15 protein-coding genes are annotated in these 17,751 nt (G+C 43.6%); 13 read left to right on the top strand and 2 right to left on the bottom strand.

What is annotated here, in order from left to right; translation table 11 throughout:
- Positions 1-332: 332 nt before the first annotated feature.
- Positions 333-1,334 carry a hypothetical protein gene (locus tag B0682_RS04415; protein ID WP_143823263.1) on the top strand — a complete coding sequence of 334 codons (1,002 nt, stop codon included), beginning with the start codon at positions 333-335 and terminating at the stop codon, positions 1,332-1,334.
- A gap of 125 nt (positions 1,335-1,459) precedes the next feature.
- Here B0682_RS04415 and B0682_RS04410 read toward each other — a convergent pair whose 3' ends face one another.
- The gene (locus tag B0682_RS04410) at positions 1,460-2,404 is read right to left on the bottom strand and encodes an ATP-binding protein (RefSeq protein ID WP_205760103.1); all 945 of its coding nucleotides are present in this window, start codon (positions 2,402-2,404) and stop codon (positions 1,460-1,462) included.
- Between the two features lie 97 nt (positions 2,405-2,501).
- On the opposite strand from B0682_RS04410, the gene B0682_RS04405 reads away from it, so the two are divergent.
- A complete protein-coding gene (locus tag B0682_RS04405; RefSeq protein ID WP_078306837.1) occupies positions 2,502-3,812 on the top strand; it encodes a protein kinase domain-containing protein in 1,311 nt (436 codons plus the stop codon).
- A gap of 57 nt (positions 3,813-3,869) precedes the next feature.
- On the top strand, positions 3,870-5,456 hold the full coding sequence (rimO, locus tag B0682_RS04400; protein WP_078306836.1) for a 30S ribosomal protein S12 methylthiotransferase RimO: 1,587 nt from the start codon (positions 3,870-3,872) through the stop codon (positions 5,454-5,456).
- A 35-nt stretch (positions 5,457-5,491) separates the two neighbouring features.
- Here the strand turns inward: rimO and B0682_RS04395 are convergent, their stop codons facing one another.
- Positions 5,492-6,376, bottom strand: coding sequence for a DegV family protein (locus B0682_RS04395; RefSeq protein WP_078306835.1), 885 nt, complete (start codon positions 6,374-6,376; stop codon positions 5,492-5,494).
- A gap of 219 nt (positions 6,377-6,595) precedes the next feature.
- On the opposite strand from B0682_RS04395, the gene pyrH reads away from it, so the two are divergent.
- The 10 genes from pyrH (at position 6,596) to lpxA (ending at position 17,718) form a co-directional block, all read left to right on the top strand.
- Positions 6,596-7,321, top strand: a complete 726-nt coding sequence (pyrH, locus tag B0682_RS04390) for a UMP kinase (protein WP_078306834.1) — start codon at positions 6,596-6,598, stop codon at positions 7,319-7,321.
- Between the two features lie 89 nt (positions 7,322-7,410).
- Positions 7,411-7,965: a ribosome recycling factor gene (gene frr / locus B0682_RS04385; RefSeq protein WP_078306833.1), complete on the top strand. Its 555-nt coding sequence runs from the start codon at positions 7,411-7,413 to the stop codon at positions 7,963-7,965.
- Complete coding sequence (uppS, locus tag B0682_RS04380) at positions 7,965-8,762, top strand: polyprenyl diphosphate synthase (protein WP_078306832.1); 798 nt, start codon at positions 7,965-7,967, stop codon at positions 8,760-8,762. Before frr ends, uppS begins: the two co-directional genes overlap by 1 nt.
- Positions 8,763-8,880: 118 nt before the next feature.
- Positions 8,881-9,681 carry a phosphatidate cytidylyltransferase gene (locus B0682_RS04375; RefSeq protein ID WP_078306831.1) on the top strand — a complete coding sequence of 267 codons (801 nt, stop codon included), beginning with the start codon at positions 8,881-8,883 and terminating at the stop codon, positions 9,679-9,681.
- A 99-nt stretch (positions 9,682-9,780) separates the two neighbouring features.
- The gene (gene ispC, locus B0682_RS04370; protein ID WP_078306830.1) at positions 9,781-11,064 is read left to right on the top strand and encodes a 1-deoxy-D-xylulose-5-phosphate reductoisomerase; all 1,284 of its coding nucleotides are present in this window, start codon (positions 9,781-9,783) and stop codon (positions 11,062-11,064) included.
- A 94-nt stretch (positions 11,065-11,158) separates the two neighbouring features.
- A complete protein-coding gene (rseP, locus tag B0682_RS04365; protein WP_078307075.1) occupies positions 11,159-12,553 on the top strand; it encodes an RIP metalloprotease RseP in 1,395 nt (464 codons plus the stop codon).
- 49 nt (positions 12,554-12,602) lie between these two features.
- Complete coding sequence (gene bamA / locus B0682_RS04360; protein WP_205760096.1) at positions 12,603-15,032, top strand: outer membrane protein assembly factor BamA; 2,430 nt, start codon at positions 12,603-12,605, stop codon at positions 15,030-15,032.
- A complete protein-coding gene (lpxD, locus tag B0682_RS04355) occupies positions 15,032-16,180 on the top strand; it encodes a UDP-3-O-(3-hydroxymyristoyl)glucosamine N-acyltransferase (RefSeq protein ID WP_078306828.1) in 1,149 nt (382 codons plus the stop codon). Before bamA ends, lpxD begins: the two co-directional genes overlap by 1 nt.
- A 98-nt stretch (positions 16,181-16,278) precedes the next feature.
- Positions 16,279-16,842: a 3-hydroxyacyl-ACP dehydratase FabZ gene (fabZ, locus tag B0682_RS04350; protein ID WP_411350827.1), complete on the top strand. Its 564-nt coding sequence runs from the start codon at positions 16,279-16,281 to the stop codon at positions 16,840-16,842.
- Positions 16,843-16,944: 102 nt separating this feature from the next.
- Entirely contained in the window at positions 16,945-17,718 is a 774-nt protein-coding gene (lpxA, locus tag B0682_RS04345; RefSeq protein WP_078306827.1) for an acyl-ACP--UDP-N-acetylglucosamine O-acyltransferase, read from the top strand.
- Positions 17,719-17,751 lie beyond the last annotated feature (33 nt).

Genomic DNA, 17,751 nt, shown 5'->3' with positions numbered 1-17,751 from the left:
GTCAGCAAAAGATTTTGACCGCCATCAGGTGGACATCAATCAGGTACAAAAAATTTAATTCATGTTTAATTGATGATGCTAGGTTATTCTTAGGGTATCTCCCTAATAAAAACTGAGTTTGATGGCAAAATGGCATGAATGGGCGTATAATAAGATGACTGGCATGGGCTGATGGCTCTTAGCCATTTGTTTAATTCTTAGCAATTGATTGACAACTCATTTCATGGATAATTCATGTCAAAGACGTGGAGTGATGTGTCATTAAATCATTAAATAATATATTGTCAGATATTGGCAAAATTACCATAAAGCTAAAACTGGAACTAAAACGTATGAAACTAAAACGCATGAAACTTAAGCATCACACACTCTGTTTGGCTCTATTGACAAGCACCGCCTTTGTATTGACTGCCTGTGGTGGTGATGATGAAAAACTGGGTCGCTCTTTAGGTAAGCGAATTGCTGAATCCTCACAAGACCAAAACACAGGGGTTTTTCTTGACAGTGTGGTGCAGGGGTTAGACTATGTCTATAATGGCAACTCAAGTAAAACGATTAATGGCATGTTCATCTATCCTAAACATGCCAGCAAGGCCATCACCTTTAAATTAGGTGAGATGACACTGGGTTCAACCATGCCAAAATCTGTTGTTACCCCTGCTGATTTAACCACAGAAAGTAACGAAGTGGTTCGTATCCTACAAGTTCTACAAAGTGTTGATAATGACAACGACCTTAAAAATGGCATTGACATTGATAAAGACGTTGCCAAGCGGTTCACTGCTGGTGATTTTCAAACCCTCATTCAACAAAAAGATGATGATAAGTTTGCTGAGCATTTAAAGCCAAAACTCAATAGCAACCAACATGTTCAATCCCCACAAAAAGCACAGCAACATTTTTATGACACGATACAAACGCATGACGCATTCGCCAAATCAACAGAATTGGCAAAACTGGCACAAGCATTTGTGGGTACTTGGCAATCAGATTGCAAAAATGATTTGAGCAATAGTGAAAAAACAATCTTATCTTATAAAATAGGCGACAAACCAAATGAGATTGTAGAAACAAAAACAATCACAACATATGCAGGTAAAAATTGTGTTGATGCTCAATATCATGAGAAAACACAACATTCACCCTTTGTGAACATTGTGTTTGCCAGTGCCAATAAAGACAATCAACAAGTTGTAACCATGCTTCCAAAACCATCTTCCCAATCACCTTCTAAAGAGCAGGTCAGAATGTCGCAATTAATATGGCAAAGCTCAGACCGCTTTATAGAAAGTAGTTTTGGAGACAGTCAACAAACATACACTCGTGTTAAATAGTCAATATTGAATGGTATTGAGACTTAATGGCATTAAGAAAAAACCAAGCCTAAATTCATTTGGGTTTGGTTTTTTATCTGATGTTTTTAAATCTGTGTCAATCTGATAGTGTTAGCTCACCTTTGTTAGCCCAACTGCGTTAGCCCAATTTTCCCCACCCAATCTCTGGCAAATTGATACGCCACTCGCCCAGAGCGTCCGCCTCTTTCACTGGCAAAGCGAATGGCGTTATTTGTGATTTCTTCATTCATGTTTGCCAAATTGATGGTTGTTGCCCCACGGCTGTCTGACAGATGACTATTTGATAGCTTATGCACATAATACCGTGCAATGCTCACATAAGTATCTTGTGTCATCGGTTGAAACGACAGCCAAATCCCAAAGCGGTCAGACAAAGACACCGTTTCATCAATGGTTTCATAAGGGTTGACTTCATCAGTCTGTCCGTTATAGATGTCTCGGTTGTCTTTCATCAGTTGGGGCAACAGATGACGGCGGTTACTGGTGGCATAAACGAGCAGTTTGTCTTGCTCAGAAGACAGTGAGCCGTCTAGCACCGATTTTAACGCCCGATAGCTTTCATCTTGTTTGTCAAATGCCAAATCATCACAATACACCACATAACGCACATTGGCATGTTCTGGTAGGGCAGACACGGCTTGACGTATTTTATCCAATGCTGATAAATCCATGCGAGCCACTTCTATCAACCGCAGCCCATCAGTGGCAAATTGGCTTAATAAGGCACGCACTAATGACGACTTACCACCACCACGAGTGCCTGTCATCAGCACATGATTGGCTGGCAGACCTTGCAAAAACTGGCGAGTGTTGTTGATTAATCGCTGTTTTTGTCGTTCGATACCCAGTAAGTCGCTCAATTGTATCGCTGTTGCTCCAGTGATGTCCATGGTTATTGGTTCAAGATGGCCACCATTGATGTTACTGGCATCTGCCACCCAGCGATACGCCAACACCGCAGGGTCAATGGTAAGGGGCTTGCCAGCGTGAGAAATGGCTTGGCTCAGATATGTGTTTAGTAACGCCAATGTTTGCTCAGGTAGGGTGATGTTGTGAGTATGTTGCATTAATTGTTTTGTCCTTAGTCAAAAAGTCGGTGAGCCAAAAGATTTGTTAAAATGGCATCAGTCTCAATGCGATGGTGTCATGTCAGTAATCCATATGACAGTCAGTAGCCCATATGACAGACTGATGCCAAAGAGCCATGTCAAAGAACCATGCCAAAAGGAAGCCATGCCAAAAAGTCATCTTAACCTTAGCCACCTTAGTCATATGGACAATGCCCAGCAGGCATTACTGGAAGCATTGTCACCACACTTGGTGGCATCGGTGATGTCCATGGACAATGGTCAATTCACGCTGGCATCGCTTAAGCATCATCGGCTGAGCTTAACTTCTGCTGATGGTCAAAAAAACGCCCATCGCATCATGTATCAAGGCATCAGCAGTGGCAACTTAACCGATGGCGTTCAGCGTTATCAACGTGTCATCATTAAATGGCAAATGAAATGGCAACATCAGCCATCACACAGTGATTTTACTTCTCTTAACCCTGATTACCATGATTTTAATATGGATATGAGCTTGGATTTGAATGTTGATTTGAACACACAAATCAAGCGGTTAACTCAGCTAAGCAAAAATAACCCCATATGCACTGATGCTGACATTTGTCGCATTGCATTGCCATTGTATGGTCAATCTGATTTGCCTTTGACGTTAGAGTGTCAGCAAGACAAGCAAATGGGGCGATTAAGTGTGATGCTGTTGCCATATTTTGATATGGGAAGCTTACAACAAATTTGTCATCAATCCCAGTCAAAACAATCAGCCAATGCACAGCAAGCAGACAGCATGTTTATCAGTCATCTTATTTTACAAGCCGCATTGGCTTTACAACAAGTGCATGATGCCAAGCTGATTCATGGTGATGTCAAGCCAAGCAATTTTTTATTAAGTTCCTCGCCATTAAGCTCATCAGCATCTAATTCTAACTTTAACTTTACAGCCTTACCATTGGTCCATATCACCGATTTTGCCTTAGCCCAACCTCAAAGGCAGTTTCACAAGCAATCTCAGTTAACATCGCTGTCTTTGCCCATTGCAGGCACGCCAGCGTATCTTGCCCCAGAATGTTGGTTAGGCAGGGGGGTGAGCATTGCCAGTGATGTGTATGCCTTTGGTTTGATGGTGTATCAGTTGTTAACTCACACAAGAGCAGGGCAGGCGTATGTTGCATCAAGCATGAGCGATATTGACCGTTCACAAGCAATTGACCGCTCACAAGCATGGAAAAATTGGCACACCAGTCGCCACTTAGACCAGCATAAAACCTCACTCAAACTCCCAACTCAATGGCAATCTTGGCAAAATGTCATCAATGCTTGTGTTCAATATCAACCCAACAAGCGACCACAAAACATGCAAGCCGTGATAAAATTACTGCCAACAGCGTGATGAATTCACCCAATCCATTTTAGCCAAGCTAACCCAAATTTAGCCAAAAGGTCATTTATGTCTAGCCAAGCACGTATTTTTAATCCCAAAGCCAATTTTCAAGACAATTTTCAAGCCAGCCACCATCAAGCCAATCACAATCAAAACCGTAACATCGTGCAATCTGCCAGTGTCATTACCAAGCAAGCTGAACAAACAGCTCAAGGCACATTTGCCTTAAAAGCCACATCTGCCCCTAAAGTTGGTTTTGTTTCTTTGGGTTGTCCCAAGGCATTGGTGGATTCTGAACGCATCATCACCGCACTGACCAAAGAAGGCTATCGTGTTGCCAATGATTATGATGGGGCAGATTTGGTGGTGGTCAATACTTGTGGCTTTATTGAATCAGCCGTGCAAGAGTCGCTAGATGCCATTGGTGAAGCCATCAACCAAAATGGCAAAGTCATCGTTACAGGTTGTCTGGGTAAAGATGCTGAACGCATCAAAACCATGCACCCAGCAGTGCTGTCTGTGACAGGTGCTCACGCTTATCAAGAAGTCGTTACGGCCGTCAATACCCATGCACCCATCAGCCAAGCGGATAAAATCAACACTTACGACCCCAAAATTGACCTTATTAACGATGCAGGCATCAAGCTCACCCCAGCCCATTATGCTTACTTAAAAATCTCTGAAGGCTGTAACCATCGTTGTACCTTTTGTATCATTCCAGCGCTTCGGGGCGACTTGGTATCACGCCCCATTGATGAGGTGATGAATGAAGCCAAAGCCTTACAGTCAGCAGGTGTTAAAGAGATGCTTGTCATCTCGCAAGACACATCAGCTTATGGTGTGGATTTAAAATATAAAACCAGCTTTTGGCAAGGCATGCCCTTGAAGTCTAAATTTGTTAACTTGTGTCAAGCATTGCATCAATTGGCTCGCCAATCGGGCATGTGGGTGCGTCTGCATTATGTTTATCCTTATCCACATGTCGATGATGTGGTGGCACTGATGAGCCAATTTACCGCTGAGCAAGGGGGTTTATTGCCATATTTGGACATTCCTTTTCAACACGCCAGTCCAAGCGTCCTAAAAGCCATGAAACGCCCCGCCCACGCTGAAAACACCCTAGAACGCATTGGCAGATGGCGACAGCTTTGCCCTGATATCGTCATTCGCTCAACCTTTGTGGTTGGCTTCCCTGGGGAGACTGAAGCAGACTTTGAATACTTGCTAGACTGGCTTGAGCAAGCTCAATTGGACAGAGTGGGGTGTTTTACCTATTCTGACATTGAAGGAGCAGCTGCCAATAATTTGCCCAATCCTGTGCCAGAACACATCAAGCAAGACCGCCATAATCGCTTGATGGCACAACAACAACGCATCAGTGCCAATAAGCTTGCCCAAAAAGTGGGTAAAACCCTAACCGTGTTGGTAGATGACATTGACACTGACGAATCCATCGCCATCTGTCGCAGTATCGCTGACGCTCCAGAGATTGATGGGCATGTTTATGTTGACCACATCGATGCCAGTGTTAACATTGGCGACCGCCTGACCATCACCATTGATGAGGCCAGTGAATATGACTTATTTGCCAACTTTGCAACTGCCAATATCAACCAAAACATCAACCAACAGCCCAATATAAACCAACAGTAAAGCACCAATAACCATCGGATAATGGATTGGCTGGTCTAAAACAAGTCTATTGACATGGGAATGTTATGAATAAATGCCCCTAAGCCCACTGTGTTAGGACCATGGGTGGCGACTGACACAGGGGTAACAGGCTGGACAATCACCTCATTCAATCCAAGTTTATCTTTGACCCTTTGAGCAGTATAGGCAACCAGCTCATGATTGCCCGCATCAAGCAGGTAAGGATAGGCGTGTTTATTTTTTATCTCTTTACCCAAATAATCAATCATCAAGTCAATGGCTTTTTCGATTTTTCTGACCTTTTTGATGGCTTCGATTTTACCGTCTTGTTGAATCTCTAACATCGGCTTGATGTCTAACAAATTTGCAAAAAAACTGGCGGTTGTTTTTAAACGCCCACTTCTGGTCAAATAGGTCAAATCTTCCACCACAAAAAAACAACGATGCGATTGATTTAACGCATTAAGATGGTCAATGATGGTATTGATGCTTTCATTTTGAATAAATAAACGTTGGGCATCTAACGTCATCAACGCTTGGGTAAAGTTAATTTGCTGACAGTCAAGGACATGCACGGTCATTGCTGGGTGAATCACTGCCATGTCATCACGCACTTGACTGATGATATGAAAGCTTTTGCTTAAGTGTTGCGAGTGGGTGATGATGATGACTTCATCATAGTTGTCTTCGGCCAATTGGGCAAATAATTGGCGAATTTCATCTTCACTGGCAGGAGCGGTACTCATGGTGGTGTTTGGACTGGCGGTGATGATGTTTTGCAGTCGCTTAATGTCAATGTTATGACCGTCTAAAAAATCAACATTGTTAATTAACAAATGCTGATGAATGGAGCGTACAGAATGGCGGATATCCATATAATCCAAGCAAGAAGTGGAAGTAGATAAGACGATGCGTTTCATGCGATGTTATAGTTAAATTAAATAAATATATTGATGAAATTAACTATAACATATAAAAAAGTGAAGATAAATATCCCCATGCTGTCATATTGGTGGACATCAGAAACAAACGAATGTCATCAGCAATCATGGCTATTAAATTCACCACTTTTTTGTTAAAATTTGTCAAATTTATCCCATCAACTCAATTTCCACACAACTCATCATCAAAGGTGGCTTATGTCTGACAAAAATCCCCGTTATAATCGAATCTTGCTTAAATTATCTGGCGAAGCATTGGCAGGTGGGCAAGGCATGGGCATCAACGCCGATGTGTTGGATAAAATGAGCCTTGCCATTGCTCACTTACGAGGCTTAGATGTGCAAGTTGGCATTGTGGTTGGTGGTGGTAATCTGTATCGTGGCAGTCAGCTACAGCAAGAAGGCTTGGTTGGGCGAGTCACAGGTGACCAAATGGGCATGCTTGCCACCGTCATGAATGGGCTTGCCATGCGAGATGCCTTAGAGCGTCGCAACATCAAAAGCCGCTTGATGTCAGCTTTGCCCATCGGTGAAGTGACAGAAAGCTACTCAAGCCGTAACGCCATTCGCTATCTTAAGCATGGTGAGGTGTGTATTTTTGTCGCTGGCACAGGCAATCCATTTTTTACCACAGACACCGCCGCTTGCTTGCGAGGCATTGAGATTGAAGCCAATTTGATTTTAAAGGCGACCAAAGTTGACGGCGTGTATGACAAAGACCCAAGCACTCATGCCGATGCGATTAAATACGATTATTTAAGTTTTGATGAGGTGCTTGAGCAAAAGCTAGGCGTGATGGACTTAACCGCCATTGCACTGTTGCGTGAACATAATGTGCCATTGCAAGTGTTTGACATGAATAAGCCAAATGCCTTACTTAATGTGGTGATGGGGGAAGAAGAAGGCACAAAAGTCGGTCAGTAACATCACAAAGATATGACACATTTTTGAATGTTTTTATTTTTATCCGTTTATTCCGTTTATGTTTATTCCGTTTATAAAGGAGACAATCTATGATAAACGACATCAAAAAAGACGGTGAAAACCGCATGAAAAAAACCCTAGAAGCGTTAGACACTGCTTTTAGCAAGGTGCGTACAGGGCGGGCCCACCCAAGTATGTTGGGTAGTGTGATGGTGGATTATTATGGCTCACCCACACCTTTAAACCAAGTTGCCAGTGTGAATGTGGAAGATGCCCGCACATTATTGGTACAGCCGTTTGACCGTAGCATGGTACAGACGGTGGATAAAGCCATTCGTGAAGCAGATTTGGGTCTTAACCCCATGACTGCCGATGTCATACGTGTGCCAATGCCAGCCTTAACTGAAGAGACTCGTAAAGACATGCAAAAACTGGCTCGCTCTGAAGCTGAGAACAGTCGAGTCTCCATACGTAACATTCGCCGTGACATGCTTGGTGACATCAAAGAGTTGGCAAAAGACAAAGAAATATCAGAAGATGAAGAGCGTCGAGCAGGTGATGATGTGCAAAAGCTGACTGACAAATACATCACCAATATTGATGATAAGCTTGAGAAAAAAGAAGCTGAATTGATGGAAGTGTGATGAACACTCAGTTGGTCAGTCGCTTGCCTGAGCATTTGCCTAAGCACCATTTGCCTAAGCACATTGCCATCATTATGGACGGCAATAACCGCTTTGCTAAGGCACACGCCATGCCCGCAGGTCAGGGGCATGTGGCAGGCAAAGATGCCCTTGACCCGATTGTTAGACAATGCTTAGCATTGGGCATTGACGTATTGACGGTGTTTGCTTTTTCTAGCGAAAACTGGCAACGCCCTGCCAATGAAGTGGCGTTGTTGATGAGACTGCTTGAAGAATCCATTCATGAGCAAATTCCCAAAATGAATGAACACCAAGTACGCTTGCGTTTTATTGGTGATAGGTCTCAGTTATCAGATAAGCTACAAGTTTTGATGGCAAATGCTGAAGCACAGACGGCTCACTTTACGGCCATGACGTTGGTGATAGCGGTGAGTTATGGTGGTCAATGGGACATTGCTCAAGCTGCCAAACAGCTGGCAAGTCAAGTGGTTCAAGGCAACATCAGCTTACAAAGTATCAATGTTGATAGCATGAGTGAGCATTTGGCACTGGCAGATGTGCCTGCGGTGGACATGCTTATTCGCACAGGTGGTGAGTATCGGTTGTCTAATTTTTTGTTGTGGCAGATGGCGTATGCAGAGTTATTCTTTACCGAGACATTATGGCCACAGTTTTCACCAACTGAACTGGAACGAATGCTCGTTGAGTTTGCCAGTCGGCAACGGCGATTTGGCAGAACCAGCGAGCAGGTGATTGCTGGCAATTTGGTAAACTTAGCACATCAGCGGTCGTCTTAGGATTTTAATGCAATTAAACCAGCGGTTCTTTTAGCTAATCTATTCTCTTAACTGTTCTCTTAACTGATTGTTACTTGATTGATGTTTTTTGAACCCATTAACCATTTTGAGCAATATTATGTGGCAACGCATCAAAACAGCCGTTATCCTAGTCATCATTGTGGGTGTTGCGTTATTTGCCAGTGACACACCTTGGCTATTTGTGCCATTGTTGGCGGTGGGGGTAACCATTGCTGCTCATGAATGGACAAAGCTGATGCCAGCACAGCGTAAGCCCATGCACTTTGTGCTATTGGTGTTGCTATTGACCATGATAAGCTTGCTGTTTCCCAAAGTGTGGCTGATTTGGTGGCTGATGTCCGTGGTGATTTGGCTGATGGCATTAGCATGGGTATGGCAATATCCCACTCGCACTCAGTGGTATGGCAGACGATTAATGACCATGGGGGTGATTATTTTGACCGCTGCCATCACCGCCATGTTTTATTTATGGCAACAGTCACCTTGGTGGCTGATGTATGTGTTTATTTTGGTATGGTGTGCTGACAGTGGGGCATATTTTGTTGGGCGAAAGTTTGGTAAAACCAAGATGGCTCCCAATGTTTCACCAAATAAAAGCATGCAAGGCTTGTATGGTGGCTTAACCGTTGGCATGGGTGTGGCATTATTTATCAGTATGTATTGGCTTAAATACACAGGGTCAGTGCTGTTGGTGTTTATGCTGTTATCAGCAATGACCATCATGGCATCGGTGTTGGGTGATTTATTTGAGTCCATGCTCAAACGGCGTGCTGGTATTAAAGACTCTGGCACTGTGTTACCAGGGCATGGTGGTGTGCTTGACCGCATTGATTCATTGCTGTCTGCCACGCCGATTTTTGCTCTGGGATATTTACTGTTGCAAGTGTTGTCAGTTTGATTCATTTGCCATGATTAAATTGTGATTATGTATTAAGCCATTAATAAGAATTTATTAAGTCATTATTAAAAACGTCATTTAAATTTAAAAAGGTCTGATATGACTGGCAACTGCCCAAACTTATCACCGATAACCGCTCAAAATAAGGCTCAAAAGGTCGATGGGCAACATGGGCAAAAAGTCGCCATTTTAGGTGCGACAGGTTCAATCGGCACCAGCACACTTGATATTTTAAGTCGTCATGATGACAAATATGACGTTTATGCCTTATCAGGGCATAGCCGTTTGGACGAGTTATTTCAGCTTTGTGTGCGCTGGCGACCCAAGCGAGTTGCTGTGCCTAAGTGGCAAGTCGATGCGTTTGCTCAAAGACTGAGTAAGGCAGATTTGCAGATTGATGTGGTGGCAGGGCAAGCAGGGCTAGATGACATTGCTTGCGACCCACAAGTGGACACGGTGGTTGCTGCCATTGTCGGCAGTGCTGGACTGTCTTCAACGTTGATGGCGGTGCAGGCAGGTAAACGAGTCTTGCTCGCCAACAAAGAGGCTTTGGTGATGGCAGGCAGTCTGATGATGCACCATGCCAAGCTGTCTGGGGCAAAGATATTGCCTGTTGATTCTGAGCATAACGCCATTTTTCAATGCTTGCCACAGACGGTACAACAAAACCAACATGCCATTCATGACAAGCATCATGGCATCAGTCAGTTGTGGCTGACGGCATCGGGAGGTCCTTTTTTGTCTGCAAGCTTTGATGAGATGCAATCAGCAACGGTTGAGCAAGCTGTTAACCACCCGAATTGGTCGATGGGGCAAAAAATTTCAGTGGACTCTGCCACCATGATGAATAAAGGGCTTGAGCTGATAGAAGCCTGCTATTTATTTGATTTGCCAGAAGATAAAATCCAAGTGGTGATGCACCCACAAAGCATCGTGCATTCATTGGTACAATATGCTGATGGCAGTTTTTTGGCACAGATGGGGTCGCCTGACATGCGTACCCCAATCGCCCATGTGTTAAGCTTCCCTGAGCGGATTGACAGTGGTGTCGTGCCTTTAAATTTATATGAGCTTGGCAAATTGGAGTTTTTGCCACCCGATTTACATAAGTTTAAATGTTTGGCATTGGCAAGAGAAGCCATGCGAGCAGGAAGTTGGGCAACCATCAGCTTAAATGCGGTCAATGAAGTGGCAGTGCAAGCGTTTTTAGATGGGCATATCCGTTTAACTGACATTGCCAATATGAATGAAAACGTGTTAAACAGCATGAATCAGCATCAATATCCCAATGAAATCAACGATTTGGCGAGCATTTTGGCAATTGATAATGACAGTCGAGCTTTAGCAAGACACAACATTGAAAAAAATCACATTAGTAAATGATAAAAGTAGCAGATGATAAATATAAGTGGCAAACAGTCAATGAAAGTAGCAAGCAATTAATTGGTGAAAATGAGGTAACCGCATGTCTTTGTTAATGACCATTATCTTGACCATCTTAGCGGCGGTGTTTGTGCTTGGTCCTTTGGTGGCATTGCATGAATTTGGGCATTATATCGTTGCTCGGCTTTGTGGGGTAAAAGTGTTGACTTATTCGATAGGTTTTGGACCCAAACTTGCCAGTTGGACAAGCAAAAAATCAGGCATTGACTATCGGCTGTCCGCCTTACCGCTTGGTGGTTATGTCAAAATGTTAGATGGTCGAGAAGGTGATGTCCCCAAAGGTCAAGAGCATTTGGCATTTGATAAACAGCACCCAATGAAAAAAATTGCCATTGTGGCAGCAGGACCTGTTACCAACCTGTTAATCGCCATGGCTTTGTTTTGGGTGTTATTTTTAACCCCAAGCGAACAGCTGAATACTCGCATTGGCACGATATTACCCAACAGTCCAGCGGCAACCGCCAAGCTTAATGTGGGTGATAAAATCACCGCTGTCGATGGTGAGGCGGTGGACGGCTGGGAGGCAATTAACTACCGTTTGGCAAATCACATGGGTGAGACCACTCAAGTAACGCTGACGGTCATACCTTATCAAGATGATGAACCAACTGCTCAATCGATACAGTACCAACTGCCAATTACCAAATTTATGCAAGGCAAAAACAGCGGTAAAGATGCCTTAACCGCCATTGGGGTAACTCCTTGGCAACCAAACATTCCTGCGGTGATTGGACAACTGAGTGATGATGGGGCTGCCAAGCGTCAAGGCTTGCAGATAGGGGATAAAATCATTGCCATCAATGATGAACCTATCAACGACTGGATAACGATGACTCGAGTGGTGCAAGACAATCCTGAAAAACTGCTTAACTTTAAAGTGTTGCGTGGTGATGAACAAATGACGTTTGCTGTCATGCCCCAAGGCAAAAAAGACACCATGGGTAATGTCTATGGGCAAATCGGAGCTGGCGTCAATTCTGTTGATGGTGCAGTTGATATTCAAGTGCCTGACAGCTATAAAACCACCATCGCCTATGACCCCATGACGGCAATGGGCAAAGCAGTGGGCAAAACTTATGACTTGTCCATGATGACATTATCGTCTATGGGCAAAATGATAACTGGCTTGATTGGCATTGATAATTTATCAGGTCCGATTACCATTGCCAAAGTTGCCAAACAAAGTTTTGAAATCAGTTGGCAGATGGTATTATCAACCGCAGGGTTGATTAGCCTAAGCCTTGCTGTGCTTAATCTATTGCCTATTCCCGTATTAGATGGTGGACATCTGTTGTATTATTTTATTGAGCTGATAAGGGGCAAACCATTATCTGAGACCACGCAAAATATTGGCTTTAATTTGGGGTTTTTGCTCTTGGCGGTGTTCATGGTGATGGCGTTGAGTGTGGATATTGGTCGGCTATTTTGATATTTTTAGGGTGTTTTTAATCAATCTTTTTTGTACAAAAACTGTGAGTATGTGTATGAGTTCAACTAAATTTTATTCCATGTCGGTCTTACCATTGGTGGTGATGATGTCGATGGCATCTGCCCATGCCGTCCATGGCTCTTATGGTGTGGTAACTGACATTCAATTTGTGGGTTTACAAAGAATCACGGCTGAGAGTTTATATCCCATTTTGCCTACCACAGTGGGGGGTAGCATCAATCAAGAGCAGTTATCAGAAAGCATCAAATCACTATATGACACAGGTAACTTTTCTGATGTGCAAGTGGTTAATGATGATGGTGTGTTGCGTTTTTTGGTGGTTGAGCGTCCCATCATTGCGGAGATAAATTATAAAGGCAATACCCTAATCCCCAAGCAAGGATTAGAAGATGGGCTAAAACACGCAGGTCTTGTCAAAGGCAGTGTGCTAAAACAAGCCACCTTATTTGGGGTTGCCAATGAATTACAACAACAATACATACTACAAGGCTACTATAACAGTGACATCAACGTTGAACAGACTTTGCTTGATGGCAATCGTGTGAAGCTTGACATCACCTTTATTGAGGGCAAACCTGCCAAGGTGATAGACATCAACATCATTGGTAACGACTATTTTAGCGATGAAGACATCAAAGACGTGTTTGCCCTAAAAGAAGCATCTTGGACTCGTTTATTATCCAAATCTGACCGCTATGCTCAAGAAAAACTGGCTGCCAGCTTAGAAAATCTAAAAGCCATGTACCAAAATTCAGGCTTTATCCGCTTTAACATTGACAACGCCACCTTAAATGTCAGTGAAGACAAAAAGCATGTATTTATAGAAGTGGCAATCAGCGAAGGTCAGCAGTATGCCTTTGGTAAAGTAAGTTTCTTGGGCAATACGCCCTACAGCCAAGAAGAGCTGAATAAGCAAGTCAGTTTTGCGACCAATGAACAATATTCTAAAGCCAAACTTGATGACACCACCGCCAATATTAAAAACAAGTTGGGTGATGATGGGTACTATTTTGCCCAAATTCGCCCCATTCCACGCATCAATGATGACACGCACACGGTGGACATGGATTATTACATTGACCCTGTGCGTCCTGTTTATGTGCGTCGCATCAACTTTTTTGGCAATACCAAAACGCAAGATGAGGTGTTAAGACGTGAGATGCGTCAACTAGAAGGGGCATTGGCGTCCAGTCAAAAAATTCAGCTGTCACGCATTCGTTTGATGCGCACAGGGTATTTTAAATCTGTGGTGGCAGATGTTAAACCAGTTCCCAATCAACTTGATCAGGTTGATGTGAATATCACCGTTGTTGAGCAACCAACAGGCAGTTCAACCATTGCCGCAGGTTATTCACAAAGTGGTGGGGTTACCTTTCAATTTGACTTATCACAACGCAACTTTTTAGGAACGGGCAATGGTCTTAATTTTGGTTTATCACGTTCTGAGACTCGTGAAAACTATAATATTGGCATCACCGACCCATATTTTACCAAAGATGGTGTGTCCCAAGGAATCAATGCCTATTATCGTAAAACCAAGCTTGATGATAAAAATGTCAGTAACTACATCACTGACTCTTATGGAGCGACGCTCAATTATGGCTACCCTGTCGATGAAGATACCCGTGTCAGTGCAGGGTTTAACATTGACAGAACCGACATAACAGGCGGTCGTTGGATGGGCATTTCAAACGTACAAAGCATCATTGATGATGGTGGTCGGGCAACGGTGCATACAGGTAACGACAAAGGACGGTATAACTTTGAGAATGACTATACGTCCTATAATCTGATGCTTGGTTGGTCACACAGCACGTTAGATAAGCCTGTTTTTCCAACCAAAGGCATGAGTCATAATGTGGATTTTACCATCGGCTTGGGTGATAAAACTTACCAAAAAGCCAGTTACACAGGCAACCTATATCTGCCTGTGGGCAAAGGCTTTATAGGGCGTGGTTATACCAAATTGGGTTATGGTCATAATTTGCCATTTTATGATAACTTTTATGCTGGTGGCTATGGCACAGTGCGTGGTTTTGACTACTATAGCTTAGGGCCTAAGTCAACGACTTTTTTTGATACCCAGTTTGAGCCTGAGAAGCAAAATTATCTGCCTGAAGAAGTGGGTGGAAATGCCATGGCGGCGGTGGGGGCAGAGCTGATATTACCCATGCCATTTAAAGGGGATTGGGCAGACCAAGTGCGTCCTGTTTTGTTTGTCGAAGGGGCTCAAGTCTTTGACACCACAGGTAAAGAAAACAAAACCTTTATCTATCATGGCAACGACACTAAAATTCCGCTGTTAACACAAGACAAGCAAATGCGATACAGTGCTGGAGCAGGCATTACTTGGTTTACCCCCATAGGTCCGATTGCCATCAGCTATGCCAAGCCTTTTAATAAAAAAGAAGGTGATAAGGTAGATGAAGTTCAGTTCCAGATTGGTAATGTCTTTTAATGAGCCAATTTAACCAATCTGCCAATCAATCTATTAACAGCGTCTGCTCAATCAGCGTTCGTCAATTAATAGCGGTCATTGAACAAAGACAGGTGGTTACCAATAAAGGTCGCCTTGATGCAAACGCATTAGATACCTGTGTGCAAGCATTGGCATCACTGGATAAAGCAGACGTAACCGACTTGTCTTTTGTCAATGACGAATATCATGCCAAATGGTTGCCCAAATCAAAGGCAGGCGTCATCATCACGTCGATTAAACATGCTGATGCTGCCCCTGATACGGCCGTGTTGATTGAAGTGAACTCGCCTTATTTGGCGTACGCCAGTTGCAGTCAGCTGTTTGACGCTGATAACCCCGTCACTACTTTTGCTTGGTTATCCGATTCTGATATGACTGCTGATACAGATAATGATAAGCCACAACCCTCTCCCATTATCCACCCAACTGCCTATGTGGACACATCAGCTAAATTGGGTAATGGTGTGTGGGTGGGGGCACACTGTTTTGTTGATAAAGACTGCCAAATCGGCGATGGCAGTTATTTACAAGCAGGTGTGGTGATGGAGATGGGCAGTGTGTTGGGTAAAAACTGTCGCATCATGGCAAATGTGGTGATACACCATCACTGTCAGTTGGGTGATGATGTTCACATACATGCAGGAGCAGTGATAGGCAGTGCTGGCTTTGGTTATGCCCCTTATCAGCATAAAGAGAAATCTCAATCTCCGCAACATCGCTGGCAAGCCATTGCTCAGGTGGGTCAGGTTCAAATTGGACACCGAGTACGCATCGGTGCCAACACCTGTATCGACCGTGGGGCGATAGACAATACTGTGATTGCTGATGATGTCATCATTGATAACTTGGTGCAAATTGCCCACAATGTTCATATTGGACAAGCCACCGCCATTGCTGCCAATACCGCCATTGCTGGCAGTACCCACATCGGACAACGGTGTATCATTGCAGGGGCAGTTGGTATCAGTGGTCATCTGAGCATTACCGATGATGTCATCATCTCTGCCATGACCATGGTTACCAAATCGATTGATAAGCCAGGTCGTTATTCATCTGGCATTCCTGTCATGCCAACCGCTGAGTGGCGGCGGGCGGTGGTGGGTTTTCGCCAAAGTGGACGCAAATAAAAAGTGAACACAAATAAAAACCAAACGCATGACATGATAAACAAGATTAAAAAACCCGAAGGAACAAGCACATGAGCCACACGCCCCCTATGAATGTGATGTCAGTTGATAATATCAATGACCGTTTAAATCAGCTGGGTTTGGCAAGTGATTTCGCCATGACTGATGACGACTTACAAGCATTAAGCCTGCAATCATTATCATTGCCGATAAACTCACAAACCTTAAAACGGTTTTTGCCACATCGTTATCCATTTGTGATGTTAGATAGGGTGGTGGCACTACGGGCAGGGTTGAACATCGTGGGTTATAAAAATGTAAGCAATAATGAAAATTTTTTTAATGGGCATTTTCCCAATCAACCTTTGATGCCGGGGGTATTGATGGTCGAAGCCATGGCTCAAATTGCTGGTGTGTTAGGCTTTGTCAGTGATGGCAAAAACTTGAGCGATGGTATGGTGTATCTGTTTGCAGGAGTCGATAATGTCCGATTTAAACGCCAAGTTATCCCTGGTGATTGCTTGTGGCTGACCGCCACTTTATCTGGCCAAAAGCGACAGGTATCCAAATATCAAGCACAAGCATTGGTAGATGGACAGATGACTGCCAGTGCTGAAATCACACTCATTAAACAGCCCAGCACACAAGATAACAGTTTTTAAAATGACCGATTTTGCAACAACAGCTTTTGCAACATACTAAAAAGTGATGTTGAAAACCTTGTTCGACTTGTGCGTATTTATTTTTGATTTTAGGTAACATTCATGACCATTCACCCAACAGCCATCATCTCAGATAATACTCATATCGACCCAACTGCCAAAATTGGGGCGTATTGTGTTATTGGTGATGATGTCAGCATTGGTGCAGGGTGCGTGTTGATGTCGCATGTGGTGATAAGAAAAAATACCAAAATTGGGCAAAATAATAAAATCTATCAATTCGCCAGTATCGGTGAAGATTGCCAAGACCTAAAGTATGCAGGCGAAGAGACATGGCTAGAGATTGGCGATAATAATCTGATAAGAGAAGCCTGTAGCTTTCATCGGGGGACGGTACAAGATGGGGGAGTAACCAAAATTGGCAGTCATAACTTATTTATGGTCAATACTCACATTGCTCATGATTGCGTGGTTGGCAACCATAACATCTTAGCCAATAACGTGGGCGTGGCAGGGCATGTGCGTATTGGTGATTATGTGGTCATCGGAGGCAATGCTGGTATTCATCAGTTTTGTCATGTGGCACATTATGCCATGATTGCTGCTGCCAGTTTGATTATCAAAGATGTCATGGCTTTCACCACTGTGTCAGGCAACCCTGCTAAAGTGCGTGGGCTAAATATTGAAGGCATGCGACGCAAATCATGGTCAAACCATACCATCAGTCAGTTACGCCAAGCATATCAATGGGTGTTCCGCAGTGGCCTGACCACAGACCAAGCCATCGCCAAACTTAAGCCAATGGTGGCAGATGAACCTAAAATTCAGCTGATGATAGACAGCTTGACAAACAGTCGCCGTGGTATTGTGCGATAAAGTTTAAACATTAACCAATTGACCGTTAGGGCG

Source organism: Lwoffella lincolnii (assembly GCF_002014765.1).
Classification (GTDB): domain Bacteria; phylum Pseudomonadota; class Gammaproteobacteria; order Pseudomonadales; family Moraxellaceae; genus Psychrobacter; species Psychrobacter lincolnii.
The sequence above is the reverse complement of the archived record's forward strand: the minus strand, read 5'-3'. Positions and strand labels throughout refer to the sequence as shown.

Coding starts and splice junctions, on each gene's coding strand:
- bamA (WP_205760096.1), top strand. CDS start 12,603: ATGTGTATGAGTTCAACTAAATTTTATTCCATGTCGGTCTTACCATTG.
- B0682_RS04405 (WP_078306837.1), top strand. CDS start 2,502: ATGTCAGTAATCCATATGACAGTCAGTAGCCCATATGACAGACTGATG.
- ispC (WP_078306830.1), top strand. CDS start 9,781: ATGACTGGCAACTGCCCAAACTTATCACCGATAACCGCTCAAAATAAG.
- rseP (WP_078307075.1), top strand. CDS start 11,159: ATGACCATTATCTTGACCATCTTAGCGGCGGTGTTTGTGCTTGGTCCT.
- pyrH (WP_078306834.1), top strand. CDS start 6,596: ATGTCTGACAAAAATCCCCGTTATAATCGAATCTTGCTTAAATTATCT.
- lpxA (WP_078306827.1), top strand. CDS start 16,945: ATGACCATTCACCCAACAGCCATCATCTCAGATAATACTCATATCGAC.
- rimO (WP_078306836.1), top strand. CDS start 3,870: ATGTCTAGCCAAGCACGTATTTTTAATCCCAAAGCCAATTTTCAAGAC.
- frr (WP_078306833.1), top strand. CDS start 7,411: ATGATAAACGACATCAAAAAAGACGGTGAAAACCGCATGAAAAAAACC.
- uppS (WP_078306832.1), top strand. CDS start 7,965: ATGAACACTCAGTTGGTCAGTCGCTTGCCTGAGCATTTGCCTAAGCAC.
- lpxD (WP_078306828.1), top strand. CDS start 15,032: ATGAGCCAATTTAACCAATCTGCCAATCAATCTATTAACAGCGTCTGC.
- fabZ (WP_411350827.1), top strand. CDS start 16,279: ATGTCAGTTGATAATATCAATGACCGTTTAAATCAGCTGGGTTTGGCA.
- B0682_RS04415 (WP_143823263.1), top strand. CDS start 333: ATGAAACTAAAACGCATGAAACTTAAGCATCACACACTCTGTTTGGCT.
- B0682_RS04375 (WP_078306831.1), top strand. CDS start 8,881: ATGTGGCAACGCATCAAAACAGCCGTTATCCTAGTCATCATTGTGGGT.
- B0682_RS04395 (WP_078306835.1), bottom strand. CDS start 6,376: ATGAAACGCATCGTCTTATCTACTTCCACTTCTTGCTTGGATTATATG.